The organism is Mycobacterium sp. IDUB_9 (assembly GCF_055419505.1).
Map to the genome: position 1 here is coordinate 217,895 of NZ_JBVAXU010000005.1, position 18,619 is coordinate 236,513.

Genomic DNA, 18,619 nt, shown 5'->3' on the forward strand with positions numbered 1-18,619 from the left:
ACCTATGACCGACGACTGCCGGCGCGAGGAGCCCAAATGACCGTGATCCTGCTGAGGCACGGCCGCTCGACCTCGAACACCGCACACACCCTGGCGGGCCGGAGCGAGGGCGTCGACCTCGACGAGCGCGGTGCCGAACAGGCCAGCGGCCTGGTGGCGCGTGTCGGGGAGTTACCGGTGACCGCGATCGTGCACTCGCCGCTGTTGCGTTGCGCCCGCACGGTGGCGCCGCTGGCCGAGGCGCTGGCTTTACAGCCGATCGTCGATGAGCGGCTCACCGAGGTGGATTACGGCAGCTGGACCGGGCGCGCCATCGGTGAACTGGTGAAGGAACCCCTGTGGTCGGTGGTCCAGCAGCAGCCCAGTGCGGCGGTGTTTCCTGAGGGCGAGGGCCTGGCCCAGGTTCAGGCCCGGGCGGTCGCTGCCGTGCGGGAACGCGACCGCGCGTTGGCCGAAGAGCACAACGCCGATGTGTTGTGGCTGGCCTGCACGCACGGCGACGTGATCAAGGCGGTGCTCGCCGACGCGTTGGGTGTGCACCTGGACGGGTTCCAGCGCATCACCGCCGACCCGGCATCGATGAGCGTGATCCGCTACACCGAACTGCGCCCATTCGTCATGCACATCAACCACACCGGTACGCAATTGAGCGCCGGACTGGCCGCCAAACCCGCGACCGACGCCGTGGTCGGTGGGTCCACCAACTGACCCGCGGTACCGCTACCGGTATTTTGGAAGGTGCCATGTCCCGCGCAATTCACGTCTTCCGTACTCCCGACCGTTTTGTGGCCGGGACGGTCGGCCAACCCGGCAACCGCACTTTTTACCTGCAGGCTGTCCACGACAAACGAGTGATCTCGGTGATCCTGGAGAAGCAGCAGGTCGCGGTGCTGGCCGAGCGTATCGCCGCCCTGTTGACCGAGATCAATCGCCGCTTCGGCACGCCGATCCCGCCGGACACCGGTGAAGTCAGTGACCTGCTGCCGCTGGTCACCCCGGTCGATGCCGAGTTTCGAGTGGGGACGATGGGGCTGGGCTGGGATTCGGAAGCGCAGACCGTCGTGGTGGAACTGCTGGCGGTCTCCGAGGGCGAGTTCGACGCCTCGGTCGTGCTGGACGACGCCGAGGACGGCCCCGACGCCGTGCGGGTGTTTCTCTCCCCGGAATCGGCCCGGGAGTTCGCCACCCGATCCAACCGGGTGATCTCGGCCGGACGCCCGCCCTGTCCGTTGTGCGAGGAACCGCTGGATCCCGATGGCCACATCTGCGTGCGCACCAACGGTTATCGGCGCGGTGAGGTGGCCGGATCCGAAGATGACGCAGAAACCTAGCATCGATCCTGACGGCGCGGTCCTCGCCGACGGCGAGTTGACGGTGATCGGCCGCATCCGGTCGGCCAGCAACGCCACCTTCCTGTGTGAGGCCAACCTGGGTGCGCGGCAGGTGCACTGCGTATACAAGCCGATCCGGGGCGAGGCGCCGCTGTGGGATTTTCCCGACGGCACGCTTGCCGGCCGCGAGCTCGGCGCCTACCTGGTTTCGGCCGCCTTGGGGTGGAACATCGTGCCCCACACCATTATTCGTGACGGCCCGGCCGGTCCGGGAATGCTGCAGCTGTGGGTAGACCAGCCCGGCGATCAGGTGGGGGACGAGCCGGATTCGGGCCCCGATCTGGTGGACCTGCTGCCGGCCGGACACCTCCCGCCGGGTTTCCTGCCGATCCTGCAGGCCTACGACTACGCCGGCGACGAGGTGACGCTGGTGCATGCCGACGATCCCCGACTGTTCCGGATGGCGGTGTTCGACGTGCTCATCAACAACGCCGACCGCAAGGGCGGTCACATCCTGGCCGGGCTCGACGGCGGCGTGTACGGCGTGGACCACGGGGTGAGCCTGCACGTCGAGGACAAGCTGCGGACCGTGCTGTGGGGCTGGGCCGGCAAGCCCGTCGACGACGAAACTCTGGCCGACGTCACCACGCTGCGTGACGCGTTCAGTGACCTGGCAGAGCAGTTGTGCGCACACATCACCGACACGGAGATCGCCGCGCTGCGGTCCAGAATTGTTGGCCTACTGAACAATCCGGTGATGCCGACACCCGATCGGCACCGGCCGATCCCGTGGCCGGCCTTCTAACCGGGCCCTAGCGGGCGCGCCCGAACCCCTCGAACGGATTCCAGGACTGGCTGCCGCGGACGATGTGCAGGTAGTAGGCGTAGTTGGCGGTGGACATCGCCAGTGCCCCGACACCGAAGCCGACGGCCCGGCCGATCGAGTCGCTGACGTCGAGCACCACCAGCACCGCCGCCACCGCGATCGTCAACGCCAGCAGCGCCAATCCCTTGCGCCACATGCCTTTGACGAAGAAGTAGATCGGTCCGAACAGGAACGCCAGGATGTTCGACGTGAGCCGCAGCTTGGCCATGAAGCTGAGATTGCGGTACGCGGCCTTGGCCTCGGGGCTTGCGCTCGGCAGCCCGTAGGTTCCGAAGAAATCGAACTTCCAGCGCCACGAGTCGGACAGGTTGTCGACTGGGGTCTGCTCGGTCATGCAGCTGACCTTAATGGCACAACGGGCCCCGCCAGTACGCCAATGCGAAGCGCCACCGATACTTGTCGGGTGCACTCGACCGACGCCGACCTGGCTGCCGCAGTGGCCAAGGAGGCCGGCGAGCTGTTGCTGGCCGTACGCGAGGAGGTCGGTTACTACGACCCCTACTACCTCGGCGACGAGGGGGACCGGCGGTCCAACGCGCTGATCCTGGACCGGCTGGCGAAGGCTCGTCCCGGCGATTCCGTGCTCAGCGAGGAGGCGGTCGACGACCTGGCCCGCGTCGACGCCGACCGGGTGTGGATCGTCGATCCCGTCGACGGCACGCATGAGTTCTCGCTGCCCGGGCGAGAGGACTGGGCCGTACACATCGCCCTGTGGCAGCGCTCGGTCGGCGTCGACGGCGGTCTGTCGGATGCCGTGGTGGGTCTGCCCGCCCGCGGTGAGGTGTACCGCAGCGATACCGTGAGCCCGCCCCCACCGCGCCGCGACGGTCCGCTGTTGATCACCGCGAGTTCGAATCGACCCCCCGCGGTGCTGTGGCGGATGCGCGAGCAGCTCGATTTCCGGATGGTGCGCATCGGCTCGGCCGGCGCCAAGGCGATGGCCGTGGTGCGCGGTGACGTCGATGCCTACATCCACGCCGGCGGACAGTGGGAATGGGATTCGGCCGCACCTGCGGGTGTGGTGCTGGCCGCGGGCCTCCACGCGTCCCGCCTCGACGGCTCGGAGCTGCGCTACAACAGGGCTGACCCGTACTTGCCGGATTTCCTGATGTGCCGTAAAGAGCTGGCACCGATCCTGTTGGAGGCGATCGGCGTGGCCCGATGAGCCATCTCCGCTGCGATCCGGGAATGGAATCGTCGGCGGCATTGTCTGACTTGGGAGAACTATGCGGGACCGACCGGCGGGAGGCCGTCCTGAGCGAGCACCTTAGAGTCGAAGCCATGCAATCGTGGTCGGCACCGTCAATTCCGGTGCTGGAAGGGCATGGTCCGCAACTGCGGCTGTACGACAGTGCCGACCGGCAGGTACGGCCGGTCACCCCGGGGCCGACGGCCACCATGTACGTGTGTGGCATCACCCCGTACGACGCCACCCATCTGGGCCACGCCGCCACCTACCTGACCTTCGATCTGGTGCACCGGCTGTGGCTGGATGCCGGGCACACCGTGCACTACGTGCAGAACGTGACCGATGTGGATGATCCGCTGTTCGAGCGGGCCGACCGCGACGGCATCGACTGGCGCGACCTCGGTGACCGTGAAACCCAGCTCTTCCGCGAGGACATGACGGCCCTGCGGGTGCTGCCCCCGCACGACTATGTGGCCGCCACCGAGACCATCTCCGAGGTGGTCGAGTTGGTGGAGAAGATGCTGGCCTCGGGTGCGGCCTACGTCGTCGACGACGCCCGGTACCCCGATGTGTACTACCGCGCCGATGCCACCGCGCAGTTCGGCTACGAGTCGGGCTATGACCGCGAGACCATGCTGCGGCTCTTCGGCGAGCGGGGCGGCGATCCCGATCGCGCGGGCAAGAGCGACGAGTTGGATGCCCTGCTGTGGCGCGCCGAACGGCCCGGTGAGCCCAGCTGGCCGTCACCGTTCGGAGCGGGCCGGCCGGGCTGGCACGTGGAGTGCTCGGCGATCGCGCTCACCCGCATCGGCTCGGAATTGGACATCCAGGGTGGCGGCAGCGATCTGATCTTCCCGCACCACGAGTTCTCCGCCGCACATGCCGAATCAGTCACGGGGGAGCGGAGATTCGCTCGCCACTACGTGCACGCCGGCATGATCGGCTGGGACGGGCACAAGATGAGCAAGAGCCGCGGCAACCTGGTGCTGGTGTCCCGGTTGCGTACGCAGGGCGTCGATCCGTCGGCCATCAGGCTCGGCCTGTTCGCCGAGCATTACCGCAGTGACAGGTTCTGGAGCGACGCGGTACTGGAGGCGGCCAACGCCCGGCTGAACCAGTGGCGCGCCGCCACGGCCCTGCCCGCCGGTCCTGATGCGACCGACGTGGTGGCCCGGGTGCGTCAGTACCTCGCCGACGATCTGAACACCCCGAAAGCTCTTGCCGCACTGGATGGTTGGTGTACCGATGCGCTGGCCTACGGCGGCCACGACACCGCTTCGCCACAGCAGGTTGCCGCTACCGTGGATGCGCTGCTCGGCGTCGAACTCTAGGCCTCGTCGCGCGCGCCCCGGTGCGGTACGTTGCGGCAATGGGTTCAGTGAACGGGAAAGTCGTCTTCATCACCGGCGGTGCGCGCGGGATCGGTGCCGAGGTGGCCCGCCGGCTGCGGCGCCGGGGCGCCAAGCTGGTGCTCACCGACCTCGATGAGGCGCCGTTGAGCGCGCTGGCTGCTGAACTCGGTGCGGAGCACGTACTGACGGCACTGGCCGACGTGCGCGATCTGGCCGCCATGCAGAAGGCCGCTGATGCCGCCGTCGAGCGGTTCGGCGGCATCGACATCGTGATGGCCAACGCCGGCATCGCCAGCTTCGGTTCGGTCATGCAGGTGGACCCCGAGGCGTTCAAGCGGGTCATCGACATCAACGTGACGGGTGTGTTCAACACCGTGCGGGCCGCCCTCCCATCCGTCATCGAGCGCCGCGGGTACGTGCTGGTGGTGTCCTCGCTCGCCGCGTTCACCTCGGCACCTGGGCTGGCCGCCTATCACGCCTCCAAAGCCGGTGCCGAGTACTTCGCCAACACGCTGCGCCTCGAGGTGGCCCATCGCGGCGTCGACGTCGGCTCGGCGCACATGAGCTGGATCGACACTCCGCTGGTGCAGGATGCCAAGTCGGACTTGTCGGCCTTCCAGGAAATGCTGTCCAAGCTGCCCCCGCCGCTGAACCGGACCACCACCGTCGATGCCTGCGGTGCGGCCTTCGTCAAGGGCATCGAGGGACGCAAGAAGCGCATCTACAGCCCGGAATGGGTCGGGGTGTTCCGGTGGATCCGGCCGTTCGTCACCACGCCGCTGGCCGAACGCGACATCCGCAAGTTCACTCCGGCACTGTTGCCGAAACTCGACGCCGAGGCCGCCGCACTCGGCCGCTCGACCAGCGCCCGCATCGAGGCCCTGGAAGAGAAGTAGTCAGCGGCACCAGCTGGACAGGCCGCTCAGCGGCGCCAGCTGGACAGGCCGCTCAGCGGCCGCGACGCCGCAGGTAGCGCTCGAACTCCGCGGCCAGCGCGTCGCCGTCGATCTTGCCGAGCGCCTCGTGCATGTCGACCTCGGCGTCGCCGCGCTGTTCGAGGGAGGCGACGTACTCGGCGATCTCCTCGTCCTCGGCCGTCATCTCGGTGACGGCCTGCTCCCACTCCTCGGCTGCCGCCGGCAGGTCGGCCAACGGCACCTCGACGTCCAGCACATCCTCGACTCGGCGTAGCAGGGCCACCGTGGCCTTGGGGCTGGGTGGCTGCGACACGTAGTGCGGAACCGCGGCCCAGAAGGTTACGGCCGGGATGCCGGCCTGCACGCACGCGTCCTGGAACACCCCGGCAATCCCTGTCGGACCTTCGTAGCGAGTCTCTTCCAGCCCGAAAAGCTTCGCCGAATCGGCCGAATACGCCGAGCCCGACACGGGCACAGGCCGCGTGTGTGGGGTGTCGGCGAGTAGGGCGCCGAGGATCACCACGGTCTGCACGTTGAGTTTGTCCGCGATGGCCAGCAACTCGGCGCAGAAGGTGCGCCAGCGCATGTTGGGTTCGACGCCGTGCATCAACACGACGTCGCGGTTGCTGCCCGGGGGACGACAGTACGAGATCCGCATCGACGGCCATTCGAGTTCCCGCGTGACGCCGTCGACCTGGCGGATCACCGGACGGTTCACCTGATAGTCGTAGTACGACTCGTCGTCGATCTCGACGATCGGTTGGGCTTCCCAGATCGCATCCAGGTGGTCCAGCGCGTCACTGGCCGCGTCGCCGGCATCATTCCAGCCCTCGAAGGCAACCACGATGGTGGCGTCCTTCAATTCGGGCAGGTTCATCGGCCGGCCGGCGTTCGGATACGACGGTGTCACACCTTCAGCCTAAGCCTTGGACGGTGCCGATGAGCCCGTTGTGCGCGCGGGTCGCCACGGCACCGAACAGCGGCATTTGATAGACCGACTACCCTGTTTATGTGGCTGCCTCTGACAAGAAGGCCTACGACACCGAGCTGCTCGACACCGTGTCGCAGCGCGTGGTAGTGGGCGAAGGGCACGCGTCGGCCAGCGTGTCGAGTCGATCGCAGCGACGAGTTGGGCGTCCATACGTCGATCGGGTGACGACGTAGACTCTTCTGGTCGAGAGGCGTTGCAACGGTTACCGGGGGCCTTGGGTCCATTTGGTATCCGCCACGCTCGGCAGAGTCAAGGACGCCTTCCGTTACGGAAGGAGTGCACGTGAACGCCGCCCCATCGAACACCTTTGAGCCGAACATCCGCCCGGACTGCACCGACGCACTGACGGCAGCTCTGCGCCAGCGGATCATGGTGATCGACGGCGCGATGGGGACGGCGATCCAGCGGGACCGGCCGGACGAGGCCGGTTACCGCGGCGAGCGGTTCAAGGACTGGCCGAGCGATCTTCAGGGCAACAACGATCTGCTGAACCTGACGCAGCCGCACATCATCGAGGCGATCCATCGCGAGTACCTGGAGGCGGACGCCGACATCCTGGAGACCAACACGTTCAACGCGACCGCGGTCTCGCTCTCCGACTACGACATGGCCGACCTGAGCTACGAGGTGAACTACGCCGGCGCGGCTCTGGCCCGTAAGGCCTGCGACGAGTTCAGCACGCCGGACAAGCCGCGCTACGTCGCAGGCGCACTCGGCCCGACGACGCGGACCGCGTCCATCTCGCCGGACGTCAACGACCCCGGAGCCCGCAACATCTCCTACGACCAGCTGGTGGCCGCCTATCGCGAAGCTGCCGGCGGCCTGGTCGACGGCGGTTCCGATCTCATCATCATCGAGACGATCTTCGACACGCTGAACGCCAAGGCCGCGGTGTTCGCCCTCGAGACGCTGTTCGAGGACCGTGGACGCCGCTGGCCGGTGATCATCTCGGGCACCATCACCGATGCTTCCGGGCGAACGCTGTCCGGTCAGGTCACCGAGGCGTTCTGGAACTCGATCCGGCACGCCAATCCGATTGCGGTGGGGCTGAACTGCGCACTCGGCGCGCCCGAGATGAGGCCATACATCGCCGAGATGTCACGCATCGCGGACACCTTCGTCTCCTGCTACCCGAACGCCGGCCTGCCCAACGCCTTCGCCGAGTACGACGAGTCCCCGGAGAGCCAGGCCTCCTACATCGCCGAGTTCGCCGAGGCCGGCCTGATCAACCTGGCCGGTGGGTGCTGCGGAACGACGCCGGCGCACATCGCGAAGATCGCCAAGGTCGTAGAGGGCAAGCCGCCGCGTGAGGTGCCCGAGATCGAGGTCGCCACACGTTTGGCCGGCCTGGAGCCGCTCAACATCACCAAGGACTCCCTGTTCGTCAACATCGGTGAGCGCACCAACATCACCGGATCCGCCCGGTTCCGCAACCTGATCAAGGCCGAGGACTACGACACCGCGCTGTCGGTCGCCCTACAGCAGGTCGAGGTCGGTGCGCAGGTCATCGACATCAACATGGACGAGGGCATGATCGACGGCGTCGCCGCGATGGACCGGTTCACCAAGCTGATCGCGGCCGAGCCGGATATCAGCCGCGTCCCGGTGATGATCGACTCCTCCAAGTGGGAGGTCATCGAAACCGGCCTGAAGAACGTCCAGGGCAAGCCGATCGTCAACTCGATCTCCATGAAGGAGGGCGAGGAGAAGTTCATCCGTGAGGCACGGCTGTGCCGCAAGTACGGCGCCGCCGTCGTCGTGATGGCCTTCGACGAACAAGGGCAGGCCGACAACCTGGAGCGCCGCAAGGAAATCTGCGGGCGCGCCTACCGGATCCTGACCGAAGAGGTCGGCTTCCCGGCCGAGGACATCATCTTCGACCCGAACTGCTTCGCACTGGCGACGGGTATCGAGGAGCACGCGACGTACGGGATCGACTTCATCGAGGCCTGCGCCTGGATCAAGGAGAACCTTCCCGGGGTGCACATCTCCGGCGGTATCTCGAACGTGTCGTTCTCGTTCCGGGGCAACAACCCCGTCCGCGAGGCGATCCACGCGGTGTTCCTGTTCCACGCCATCAAGGCCGGCCTTGACATGGGCATCGTCAACGCCGGCGCGCTGGTGCCCTACGACTCGATCGACCCCGAGCTGCGGGATCGGATCGAGGACGTCGTCCTGAACCGGCGCCCCGACGCGGCCGAGAGGCTCCTGGAGATCGCCGAACGGTTCAATAAGTCGGAGAAATCCGATGATCCGGCAGCAGCCGAGTGGCGATCTCTCCCGGTCCGTGAACGCATCACCCATGCCCTGGTCAAGGGCATCGACGCCGACGTCGAGACCGACACCGAGGAACTGCGGGCCGAGATCGCCGTCGCCGGTGGCCGCCCGATCGAGGTGATCGAGGGGCCGCTGATGGACGGCATGAACGTCGTCGGCGACCTCTTCGGCGCAGGCAAGATGTTCCTGCCCCAGGTCGTGAAGTCGGCCCGGGTCATGAAGAAGGCGGTGGCCTACCTGCTGCCCTACATCGAGGCCGAGAAGCAGCCCGGCGATGCCGACAGAAGCAACGGCACCATCGTGATGGCGACGGTCAAGGGCGACGTCCACGACATCGGCAAGAACATCGTCGGGGTCGTGCTGCAGTGCAACAACTACACCGTGATCGATCTCGGTGTGATGGTGCCCGCCCAGAAGATCCTGGACGCGGCGCACGAACACAATGCCGACATCATCGGGCTGTCCGGCCTGATCACCCCGTCCCTGGACGAGATGGTCAACTTTGCCGTCGAGATGGAACGCCAGGGGCTGGAGATCCCGCTGCTGATCGGTGGGGCGACCACCTCGCGCGCCCACACGGCCGTGAAGATCTCGCCGCGTCGTAGCGGTCCGGTGGTCTGGGTCAAGGACGCTTCCCGCTCGGTGCCGGTCGCCGCCGCGCTGCTCGACGACAAGCAGCGTCCGGCCCTGCTGGAGGCCACCGAGAAGGATTACGCATCGCTTCGCGAACGGCACGCGCAGAAGAACGAGCGGCCGATGCTGACGTTGGAGAAGGCCCGCGCCAACCGGACGCCGATCGAGTGGGACGGCTACACCCCGCCGGTGCCCGCCATCGGGACGCGAGTTCGGGAATTCCAGGACTATGACCTCGCCGAACTGCGGGAGTACATCGACTGGCAGCCGTTCTTCAACGCCTGGGAGATGAAGGGCCGCTTCCCCGACATCCTCAACAACCCGGCCACCGGCGAGACGGCCCGCAAGCTGTACGACGATGCCCAGGAAATGCTCGACAGCCTGATCAAGGAAAAGTGGCTGACGGCCAACGGGGTGATCGGGTTCTTCCCGGCCAACGCGGTCGGCGACGATGTCGAGGTGTACACCGACGAGACCCGTACCGAGGTGCTGACCACGTTGCACAACCTGCGCCAGCAGGGTGAGCACCGAGCCGGCATCCCGAACCGGTCGTTGGGTGACTACATTGCGCCCAGAGAAACCGGGGTCCCGGACTATATCGGCGCGTTCGCCGTCACCGCCGGACTCGGCAGCCAGGACAAGATCATGGAGTTCAAGGCAGCCCTCGACGATTACAGCGCCATCCTGCTGGAGTCGATCGCCGACCGGCTCGCCGAGGCGTTCGCCGAACGGATGCACCAACGAGTTCGCAAGGAGTTCTGGGGATACCAGCCCGACGAGCAGCTGGACAACGATGCACTCATCGGCGAGAAGTACGTCGGAATCCGCCCCGCCCCGGGCTACCCGGCCTGCCCCGAGCACACCGAGAAGGCGACGCTGTGGGAGTTGATGGACGTCAAGGCGCGGACCGGTATCGAGCTCACGGAGTCGATGGCGATGTGGCCCGGCGCTGCCGTCAGCGGCTGGTACTTCTCTCACCCACAGTCGCAGTACTTCGTCGTCGGCCGGGTGGCCCAGGACCAGGTCGCCGACTACGCGAAGCGCAAGGGCTGGACCCTGCAGGAGGCCGAACGCTGGCTCAGCTCCAACCTCGCCTACAACCCGGAGGACTGACCGAGCCGAAACCGGTTGAGCCGGAACAGGCTCCAGTTCTGGCTCAACCAGGGTGGCTAAATGAACAGGCTCCGGTTGCGGGCTGCCCACTGGGCGATCGATTCCGCCGTAGTGCCCGTCAACTGCGCCACGTTGTCATTGGCGGTCTGGGGCTCCAGGTAGCCATCGAAGAGGTCGAGATACCAGTACGCACCATCACCCATGACGGGGCGCAACAGATCTTCCGCCTCGCCGCGGGTGCACCGCTGCATGTCGACGGGCATTCCGATGCCCGCGCCGATCTGGCGGGCGATGTCGGCGCGAGACAGCGCGACTGGGCCGGTCAGTTCATACATTGCGCCGACGTGGGCATCCCGCGGCGCCGCCAGCAGGTGAGCGGCCACCCGGGCGATGTCATCCATCGACACCGGCGACTGGACGTACTCCGGACTGACATCGCGGACTGTGCCGGTCTTGACCTGCGGGCCCCACATCGCGAAGTTCTCGCAGAACTCGCCGGGGCCGAGCTGGGTGTGCGCCAGTCCGGAGGCAGAGATCGCGTCGGCGTGGTCCGACCAATGCGCCCCGCCGGACAGCGCCACCACGTACTGCACGCCTGCCTGCGCCATAAGCTCGAGTGTCGGGCCGACGGTCGCGGGGAACGGGGCAAGATACACGCATTCGACACCTTCGAACGCGGCCGGTAGCGTCTCCGGGCGCCCCAGGTATCCGGTGATTGCTGTCACAGATTCGGGCAGCGCCGCCTTCGCCGGCTTTGCGGTCAATGCGCGGATGTTGTGGGCACCCAACGTGATCAGTTGATCCACGACGCGTCTGCCGATGTTTCCTGTGGCTCCTGTCACCAATACCGTCATGCTCCCACGCTATCGACGCCGTCCGACAATGCGAGAATGGTCGCCATGCGTGCTGTGCTCTGGGATATGGACGGCACGCTCGTCGACTCCGAAAAGCTGTGGGACATCGCCATGCACGCGCTGTACGCGCGGATGGGTGGAGTGTTGACTGCGGAGGTAAGGGAATCGACCGTCGGCGGCTCCGCCGAGAGCGTGATGCGCATCGTCTACGACGATCTGGGACTGGAGCCCCACCCTGCCGCAATGGCCGAATCGGCGGACTGGCTGCACGACTACACCGGTGAGCTGTTCGAGCAGGGACTGCCGTGGCGTCCCGGCGCCAAAGAGCTGCTCGACGGCCTCACAGTCGCCGGGATTCCGATGGCGCTGGTGACCAACACCCGTCGCGGACTCACCGAGCGGGCCCTGAAAAGTATTGGTAGCCATTACTTCACGGTGAGCGTCTGCGGTGACGAGGTGGACCGGGCCAAGCCCGCACCGGATCCCTACCTGCGGGCCGCTCACCTGCTCGGGGTGCCCGTGGAGCACTGTCTGGCCGTGGAGGATTCGGTCACCGGAACGGCGTCGGCCGAAGCCGCCGGTTGCCCGGTGTTGGTGGTACCCAACGATGTCGAGGTCCCAGCGGGGGCGCGGCGCAGGCATGCCGAGACCCTCGGTGCGCTCGATGTCTCCGCCCTGCGGACGATCCACGCCGAGCTGGCGGAGGACACGGACGTCCGCAGCGCCTGACCCGCGCCTCGAATCCAGCTGCCGGATATGACCCTGGCTGCGGGTGTGCTGTGCCAAGGTGATGGTGACCAGTCACGCAAATGGTGCGGAGGGGCACGGTATGTCACACGGTCCGGTAGGTGACGGCACTCCTGCAGTTCACGGCGACGACTATTACTCGTCCGGACGCAGTGCCGTGCGTATCGCCTCGGTGGCTGCGCTCGGTGGGTTGTTGTTCGGCTATGACAGCGCAGTCATCAACGGTGCGGTGGACGCCATCCAGAAGCATTTCCTCATCGATAACAAGATCCTGGGCTTCGCGGTGGCCTCGGCGTTGCTCGGTGCGGCCGTAGGTGCGCTGACGGCGGGCCGGATAGCCGACCGGATCGGCCGGATCGCGGTGATGAAGATCGCCGCAGTGCTGTTTTTCGTCAGCGCGATCGGCACCGGGCTGGCTCCCAGCGTCTGGGTGGTGGTGTTGTTCCGCGTCGTCGGCGGCATCGGCGTCGGCATCGCGTCGGTGATCGCCCCGGCGTACATCGCCGAAACGTCGCCTCCGGGCATCCGCGGCCGGTTGGGATCTCTGCAACAGCTGGCGATTGTCTCGGGCATCTTCCTGGCCCTGAGTATCGATGCGCTGCTGGCTCACATCGCCGGGGACGCCACCAAGGAACTGTGGCTGAACATGGAGGCTTGGCGGTGGATGTTCCTGTTGATGACGATTCCCGCCGTCGTGTACGGCATGCTGACCTTCACGATTCCCGAATCGCCGCGGTATCTGGTTGCCACACACCGGATTCCCGAGGCCCGCAAGGTGCTGTCGCGCCTGCTCGGGGAGAAGAACCTGGAGATCACCCTCGGCCGGATCCAGGACACGCTCCAGCAGGAGAAACCGGCGGCGTGGCGCGATCTGCGCAAACCGGCCGGCGGTGTCTACGGCATCGTCTGGGTGGGCCTCGGGCTGTCGGTGTTTCAGCAGTTCGTCGGCATCAACGTGATCTTCTACTACTCGAATGTCTTGTGGCAGGCCGTCGGATTCGACGAGAGCTCGTCGTTCGTCATCACCGTCATCACCTCGGTGACCAACATCGTGACCACGTTGATCGCGATCGCGTTGATCGACAAGGTCGGCCGCAAGCCGCTGCTGTTGATCGGTTCGGTGGGAATGGCGGTGACACTGGGCACGATGGCCGTGCTCTTCGGGACCGCCCAGACGCATGAGGTGCTCAACAAGTCGACCGGTCTGATGGAGCAGCAACCGTTCCTCGGTGGGATCACCGGGCCGATCGCGCTGATCGCGGCCAATCTGTTCGTGGTGGCCTTCGGCATGTCCTGGGGTCCGGTGGTGTGGGTACTGCTCGGTGAGATGTTCCCCAACCGCATCCGGGCGGCAGCCCTGGGCCTGGCCGCCGCTGGGCAGTGGGCAGCGAACTGGTTGATCACCGTGTCGTTCCCGGAACTGCGCAACTTCCTGGGCGCGGCGTACGGCTTCTATGCCATCTGCGCGGTCCTGTCGTTCCTGTTCGTATGGCGCTGGGTCGAGGAGACCAAGGGCAAGAATCTCGAGGACATGCACGCCAACGCGTTGAGTGCCTAGCGGTAAACGGCTGGCCGGCGACGGATTCGCTCACCCTTCTACCGAACCCCACAAAGGGACCCTCTCCGAGCATGAAACAATTCGTGCCTGTGAAGACCTTCGAGGCCCTGTTTGCCGAACTCAGCGACAAAGCGCGCACCAGACCCGCCGGTAGCGGCACGGTCGCTGCCCTTGACGCCGGCGTCCATGGGCTCGGCAAGAAGATCCTGGAGGAGGCCGGCGAGGTGTGGCTGGCCGCCGAGCACGAGAGCGACGAGTCGCTCGCCGAGGAGGTCAGCCAGTTGCTGTACTGGACGCAGGTGCTGATGATCTCCCGGGGTCTCACCCTCGACGACGTCTACCGGAAGTTGTGAGCCGTGGCCGATCAGTTGTTGCGCGTCGCGGTGCCCAACAAGGGCTCGCTCAGCGAAGCGGCCGGCGAGATCCTCGCCGAGGCCGGGTACCGGCGCCGGCGTGACCCCAAGGACCTGACTGTCGTCGACCCGGTCAACAACGTCGAGTTCTTCTTTCTGCGTCCCAAGGACATCGCGATCTACGTGGGCTCGGGTCAGCTCGATCTGGGCATCACCGGGCGGGACCTGGCTGCCGACTCCGACGCCCCGGTGCGTGAGCGCCTGTCACTGGGCTTCGGCAACTCCACTTTCCGCTATGCCGGCCCGGCCGGCCGGGAGTGGAGCCCGCAGGACCTGGCGGGCAAGCGGATCGCCACCTCGTTTCCCAACCTGGTGCGCAAGGATCTTGCGGCGCAGGGGATCGAGGCCTCGGTGATTCGGCTGGACGGCGCGGTCGAGATCTCGATTCAGCTCGGGGTTGCGGACGTGATCGCCGACGTGGTCGGCTCGGGCCGAACTCTCGGGCTGCACGGCCTGGTGGCATTCGGTGCGCCGCTGTGTGACTCGGAGGCCGTGCTGATCGAACGTGACGGTGCCGAGGGCGATGACAACGCATCGGCGCGCGATCAGCTGACGGCGCGCGTTCAGGGCGTGGTGTTCGGCCAGCAGTATCTGATGCTGGATTACGACTGCCCGCGTGCGGTTTTGGAGCAGGCCACCGCGGTGACGCCGGGGCTGGAGTCACCGACCATCGCGCCGCTGGCCGATCCGGACTGGGTGGCCGTACGGGCGTTGGTACCGCGACGCGACGTCAACGCCATCATGGATGAGATCTCCGCGATCGGCGCCAAAGCGATACTCGCATCGGATATTCGGTTCTGCCGTTTCTGACGGGCGGATACCGCGCTCCTTGATCGGCGCGTGCCGCGGCGCATTGCGTGTTAGCGTCCGGGTGACAATTCCAGGCCTCGGAGGTCGCCGTGACGCATTTTCTGGTTCTTTTGTTGGCTCTTTTCATCGGCGTGGTGGCCGGATTGCGGGCATTCACCGCTCCGGCCGCGGTGGCGTGGGCCGCTGCATTGAATTGGATCAACCTCGACGGCACCTGGGTTCAGTGGTTGGCGCACCCGGTCACGGTCACTGTGCTGACAATTCTGGCTGTGGTGGAGTTGGTTACCGATCAGCTGCCGCGCACGCCGAGCCGTAAGACCCCGGTGCAGTTCATCGCCCGCCTGATCACCGGCGCCTTCGCCGGTGCGGTGATCGGCACCGCGTGGGGCTTCACGTACACCGCGGTCGGTGCGGCGCTCGTCGGCGCGGTGATCGGCACGCTCGGCGGTTACGAGGCACGAAAGCGCTTGGTCGCCCGCAACGATGGTCACGATCTGCCCGTCGCGCTCTTCGAGGATGCGGTCGCCGTGCTCGGCGGTTTCGCCATCGCAGCCCTGACCTCGATCCTCTAACCCATGGCGTCCGCGCAGAGTTTCGACGCAATCGTCATCGGCGCGGGGCAGGCCGGGCCGCCGTTGGCGGGCCGGTTGACCGCGGCGGGGCAGACCGTCGCGGTGATCGAACGCAAGCTCGTGGGCGGCACCTGCGTCAACTACGGCTGCATCCCCACCAAAACCCTTGTGGCCAGCGCACATGCCGCGCATCTGGCGCGACGTGGCGCTGATTTCGGCATCGGCACAGGCGAAGTCGCGGTTGACATGGCCAAGGTCAAGGCCCGCAAGGATGCGATCATGCTGGCCGACCGCCACGGTGTCGAGGATTGGCTCGAGGGGATGAACGGCGCGACGCTTTTCCGCGGCCATGCCCGTTTCGTGGACCCGCACACCATCGACGTCGACGGCGAATTGCTGCGGGCCGATCGAATCTTCCTCAATGTCGGTGGCCGCGCGGTGGTTCCGGATTTTCCCGGTCTGGACGGCATCGATTACCTGACCAATGTCGGGATCTTGGACCTCGACGAAGTGCCGGAACACCTGGTGATCGTGGGCGGTAGTTACATCGCGCTGGAGTTCGCGCAGATGTACCGCCGGTTCGGTGCCAGGGTCACGGTGATCGAGAAGGGTGCGCGCCTGACCTCCCGCGAGGACGAGGATGTGTCGGCCACCATCGCCGACATTCTGCGGGCCGAGGGCATCGAGGTCGTGCTGAACGCCACCGGAATCCGGTTCGCCGCGCAGGACGGCGGTTTCGAGGTGACGCCGCGCGCCGGCGCCGATCCGATCACCGGTACGCACCTGCTGCTCGCGGTGGGTCGCTTACCGAACACCGACGATCTCGGGTTGGAGAACGCCGGCGTGGACCTCGACGGTCGCGGTTATGTCGTGGTCGACGATCAGTTGCGCACCACGGCCGAGCACATCTGGGCGATGGGGGATTGCAACGGCAAGGGCGCGTTCACCCACACGTCCTACAACGACTTCGAGATCGTTGCCGCCAATCTGCTCGACGACGACCCGCGTCGCGTGAGCGATCGCGTCACCACCTATGCGCTCTACATCGATCCGCCGCTGGGCCGCGCCGGGATGACCGTCGATCAGGTACGCAAATCCGGTCGAAAAGCGTTGGTGGGCAAGCGTCCGATGACCAGGGTCGGCCGGGCGGTGGAGAAGGGCGAGACCCAGGGCTTCATGAAGGTGGTCGTGGATGCCGAGACCGAGGAGATTCTGGGGGTGGCGATCCTCGGTGTCGGCGGCGACGAGGTGGTGCATTCCCTTCTCGATGTCATGACGGCGAAACTGCCCTACACGGCGATTTCGCGCACCATGCACATCCACCCGACCGTCAGCGAGCTGGTGCCTACGATGCTGCAGGAGCTGAAACCGCTGGACTGAACGTGCGGCCGATGTTGAGCTGGCGCGTCACCAGTGCGACACGCTGCCCGAGGTGGCGGCACGTGCGCACATCGGAGGGATGCACCTGATCGGGGTTGGCGTCCACGTTCGTCTGGGCCCCGGCGCCCAGGAAGAAGCCGAGCCGGTTGAGGTCGTCCTCGCTGCTGAACGAGGTGTTCCAACCGGTTCTCAAACCCAGGTTCACCCAGTGCATGTGGTGCTGGGCGGCGAAGACCACCAGTGAACTGAGTGTGTTGAGCTTGTCGCCGCTCTTACCTCCGGAGTTCGTGAAGCCGCCGGCCACCTTGTCACGCCAGGTGCCGTCCATGCACCGCTGGCCGGTTTTCTCGGCGAACGCCTGAAAACCCGCCGACACGTTCCCCATGTAGGTGGGGCTGCCGAAGATCATGGCGTCGACGTTGTCCAGCAGGTCCCAATCCTCGTCGGTCATGGTCTCGACGTGCATGACGGTGACGTCGGCGCCGCCGTCGCGAGCACCCGCCGCGACGGCATCGGCCAGGGTTGACGTGTGGCCGAATCCGGAGTGGTGAACCACTGCGACGGTGGGGGCAGCGATGTCAGTTCCATTGTGTGGCATGTTGTTTCCTTCTATCGGTTCCATTGGGTGCCGAGCATCTGGGCGACTTCCTGATAGCGCTGGGTCCAGCCGGGCAGCTGGTGCCCGCCCAGATGCGCCTCGAGCCGGTCCAGATAGGCGTGGGTGCCGGGGTGAAAGCCTTGACCGTCGGAGACCGTGAGTCCGCGATGGCTGAACCGCAGCAGGGTGCCGTCGCCGTCGGGGATGAGCTCGTAACGCACGACTCCGGGTTCAGGGGCCGACAGTACGGCCTGGCTCCATTCGTGCTCGAAAACCCTTGGCGGGTCCCATACCCGGATCCGCCCGGTCATCGTCTTCTGCTGCGGCGGAATCGGCGGTGAATGCGGAATCATCTCGATCGAGCCGCCCTCACGGGCGTCGATGGTCGTTTCGCCCATCCACTGACTGCGCTGTTCGGGATCGGTGATGGCGGCCCATACCGCGTCGACGGGATAGGGCAGCCGCCGCTCGAAGTTCAGAGCGGCCCGGTCGCCCTCGACGGTGAGTTTGCCTTCGCGGCTGGTCATTTCGTCTCCTTATGGGTCGCTTTGAGATGACGCTCCAGGGCGTCGAGGTGATCGGTCCAGTAGCGGCGGTACCGTTCGATCCACTCGTCGATCTGCACCAGGCCATCGGCGCGCAACGCGTAGATGCGGCGCTGCGCATCTGGCCGTACCTCGACCAACCCGACTTCCCGCAACACCCGTAGGTGCCGCGACACGGTGGGCTGGGTCAGCTCAGGGAGGGTGGCCACCAGCTCGCCTGCGGTGCGTTCACCGTCGACGAGGGCGTCGAGCAATGCGCGCCGACTGGGTTCGGCTATCGCCTCGAACACGTCCATGGTGTCAAGTATTGCATTAGGTCTATATAGACGCAAGGGCATATATGAGTCGGGTGGCATGTTGCCGAGATTGCACATGGGATCAGGAGTTCTCGAGATTGGCGACCCTGAACGCAATCTCGACAGCCCGCAGGCTGCATCGACGGGGTGCTCCGGC

The 18,619-nt window shown here is 66.2% G+C and carries 20 protein-coding genes; 14 read left to right on the forward strand and 6 right to left on the reverse strand.

All coding sequences use genetic code 11. The features are described 5' to 3' along the window. The first annotated feature begins 36 nt into the window (after nucleotides 1-36). Genes ACZY08_RS22215 through ACZY08_RS22225 form a run of 3 tightly spaced genes read left to right on the forward strand, consistent with a single transcriptional unit; the run spans nucleotide 37 to nucleotide 2,136 of the window. Nucleotides 37-708 (forward strand): histidine phosphatase family protein, encoded by a 672-nt coding sequence (locus ACZY08_RS22215; RefSeq protein WP_463746775.1) that lies wholly within the window; start codon nucleotides 37-39, stop codon nucleotides 706-708. 35 nt (nucleotides 709-743) lie between these two features. Next, entirely contained in the window at nucleotides 744-1,331 is a 588-nt protein-coding gene (locus tag ACZY08_RS22220) for a DUF3090 domain-containing protein (protein WP_463746776.1), read from the forward strand. Next, nucleotides 1,315-2,136 carry an SCO1664 family protein gene (locus tag ACZY08_RS22225; RefSeq protein ID WP_463746777.1) on the forward strand — a complete coding sequence of 274 codons (822 nt, stop codon included), beginning with the start codon at nucleotides 1,315-1,317 and terminating at the stop codon, nucleotides 2,134-2,136. The genes ACZY08_RS22220 and ACZY08_RS22225 overlap by 17 nt, the downstream gene beginning before the upstream one ends. Nucleotides 2,137-2,143: 7 nt before the next feature. On the opposite strand, the gene ACZY08_RS22230 is transcribed toward ACZY08_RS22225, so the two are convergent. After that, entirely contained in the window at nucleotides 2,144-2,551 is a 408-nt protein-coding gene (locus ACZY08_RS22230; RefSeq protein ID WP_463746778.1) for a DUF2628 domain-containing protein, read from the reverse strand. Nucleotides 2,552-2,620: 69 nt separating this feature from the next. On the opposite strand from ACZY08_RS22230, the gene ACZY08_RS22235 reads away from it, so the two are divergent. The 3 genes from ACZY08_RS22235 to ACZY08_RS22245 all read left to right on the forward strand — a co-directional run bounded on the left by ACZY08_RS22235 (nucleotide 2,621) and on the right by ACZY08_RS22245 (nucleotide 5,654). Beyond that, entirely contained in the window at nucleotides 2,621-3,382 is a 762-nt protein-coding gene (locus ACZY08_RS22235; RefSeq protein WP_463746779.1) for a 3'(2'),5'-bisphosphate nucleotidase CysQ, read from the forward strand. Between the two features lie 116 nt (nucleotides 3,383-3,498). After that, entirely contained in the window at nucleotides 3,499-4,737 is a 1,239-nt protein-coding gene (gene mshC, locus ACZY08_RS22240; RefSeq protein WP_463746780.1) for a cysteine--1-D-myo-inosityl 2-amino-2-deoxy-alpha-D-glucopyranoside ligase, read from the forward strand. A 38-nt stretch (nucleotides 4,738-4,775) separates the two neighbouring features. Then, entirely contained in the window at nucleotides 4,776-5,654 is an 879-nt protein-coding gene (locus tag ACZY08_RS22245) for an SDR family oxidoreductase (protein ID WP_463746781.1), read from the forward strand. Nucleotides 5,655-5,706: 52 nt separating this feature from the next. Here the strand turns inward: ACZY08_RS22245 and ACZY08_RS22250 are convergent, their stop codons facing one another. After that, complete coding sequence (locus ACZY08_RS22250; protein WP_463746782.1) at nucleotides 5,707-6,585, reverse strand: PAC2 family protein; 879 nt, start codon at nucleotides 6,583-6,585, stop codon at nucleotides 5,707-5,709. Nucleotides 6,586-6,686: 101 nt separating this feature from the next. Between ACZY08_RS22250 and ACZY08_RS22255 the strand changes: the two genes are divergently transcribed. Together ACZY08_RS22255 and metH are read left to right on the forward strand one after the other, a co-directional pair. Next, the gene (locus ACZY08_RS22255) at nucleotides 6,687-6,839 is read left to right on the forward strand and encodes a hypothetical protein (RefSeq protein ID WP_463746783.1); all 153 of its coding nucleotides are present in this window, start codon (nucleotides 6,687-6,689) and stop codon (nucleotides 6,837-6,839) included. Between the two features lie 109 nt (nucleotides 6,840-6,948). After that, complete coding sequence (gene metH / locus ACZY08_RS22260; RefSeq protein ID WP_463746784.1) at nucleotides 6,949-10,689, forward strand: methionine synthase; 3,741 nt, start codon at nucleotides 6,949-6,951, stop codon at nucleotides 10,687-10,689. A gap of 56 nt (nucleotides 10,690-10,745) precedes the next feature. Here metH and ACZY08_RS22265 read toward each other — a convergent pair whose 3' ends face one another. Further along, a complete protein-coding gene (locus ACZY08_RS22265; protein WP_463746785.1) occupies nucleotides 10,746-11,543 on the reverse strand; it encodes an SDR family oxidoreductase in 798 nt (265 codons plus the stop codon). A gap of 45 nt (nucleotides 11,544-11,588) precedes the next feature. Between ACZY08_RS22265 and ACZY08_RS22270 the strand changes: the two genes are divergently transcribed. The 6 genes from ACZY08_RS22270 to ACZY08_RS22295 all read left to right on the forward strand — a co-directional run bounded on the left by ACZY08_RS22270 (nucleotide 11,589) and on the right by ACZY08_RS22295 (nucleotide 17,023). Further along, entirely contained in the window at nucleotides 11,589-12,272 is a 684-nt protein-coding gene (locus ACZY08_RS22270; RefSeq protein WP_463746786.1) for an HAD family hydrolase, read from the forward strand. A gap of 100 nt (nucleotides 12,273-12,372) precedes the next feature. Then, nucleotides 12,373-13,848, forward strand: a complete 1,476-nt coding sequence (locus tag ACZY08_RS22275) for a sugar porter family MFS transporter (protein ID WP_463746787.1) — start codon at nucleotides 12,373-12,375, stop codon at nucleotides 13,846-13,848. Between the two features lie 71 nt (nucleotides 13,849-13,919). Then, nucleotides 13,920-14,201, forward strand: a complete 282-nt coding sequence (locus ACZY08_RS22280) for a phosphoribosyl-ATP diphosphatase (RefSeq protein WP_039321463.1) — start codon at nucleotides 13,920-13,922, stop codon at nucleotides 14,199-14,201. 15 nt (nucleotides 14,202-14,216) lie between these two features. Further along, nucleotides 14,217-15,071: an ATP phosphoribosyltransferase gene (gene hisG, locus ACZY08_RS22285; protein WP_463746923.1), complete on the forward strand. Its 855-nt coding sequence runs from the start codon at nucleotides 14,217-14,219 to the stop codon at nucleotides 15,069-15,071. A gap of 89 nt (nucleotides 15,072-15,160) precedes the next feature. Then, nucleotides 15,161-15,643: a DUF4126 family protein gene (locus tag ACZY08_RS22290; RefSeq protein ID WP_463746788.1), complete on the forward strand. Its 483-nt coding sequence runs from the start codon at nucleotides 15,161-15,163 to the stop codon at nucleotides 15,641-15,643. Between the two features lie 3 nt (nucleotides 15,644-15,646). Further along, nucleotides 15,647-17,023 carry an FAD-containing oxidoreductase gene (locus tag ACZY08_RS22295; protein WP_463746789.1) on the forward strand — a complete coding sequence of 459 codons (1,377 nt, stop codon included), beginning with the start codon at nucleotides 15,647-15,649 and terminating at the stop codon, nucleotides 17,021-17,023. Here the strand turns inward: ACZY08_RS22295 and ACZY08_RS22300 are convergent. The 3 genes from ACZY08_RS22300 to ACZY08_RS22310 are packed head-to-tail and all read right to left on the reverse strand — an operon-like array spanning nucleotide 16,989 to nucleotide 18,462. Then, the gene (locus tag ACZY08_RS22300) at nucleotides 16,989-17,621 is read right to left on the reverse strand and encodes a flavodoxin family protein (RefSeq protein WP_463746790.1); all 633 of its coding nucleotides are present in this window, start codon (nucleotides 17,619-17,621) and stop codon (nucleotides 16,989-16,991) included. The genes ACZY08_RS22295 and ACZY08_RS22300 overlap by 35 nt on opposite strands. A gap of 11 nt (nucleotides 17,622-17,632) precedes the next feature. Continuing rightward, nucleotides 17,633-18,148, reverse strand: coding sequence for an SRPBCC family protein (locus ACZY08_RS22305; RefSeq protein WP_463746791.1), 516 nt, complete (start codon nucleotides 18,146-18,148; stop codon nucleotides 17,633-17,635). Then, nucleotides 18,145-18,462 carry an ArsR/SmtB family transcription factor gene (locus ACZY08_RS22310; protein WP_463746792.1) on the reverse strand — a complete coding sequence of 106 codons (318 nt, stop codon included), beginning with the start codon at nucleotides 18,460-18,462 and terminating at the stop codon, nucleotides 18,145-18,147. Before ACZY08_RS22310 ends, ACZY08_RS22305 begins: the two co-directional genes overlap by 4 nt. Nucleotides 18,463-18,619 lie beyond the last annotated feature (157 nt).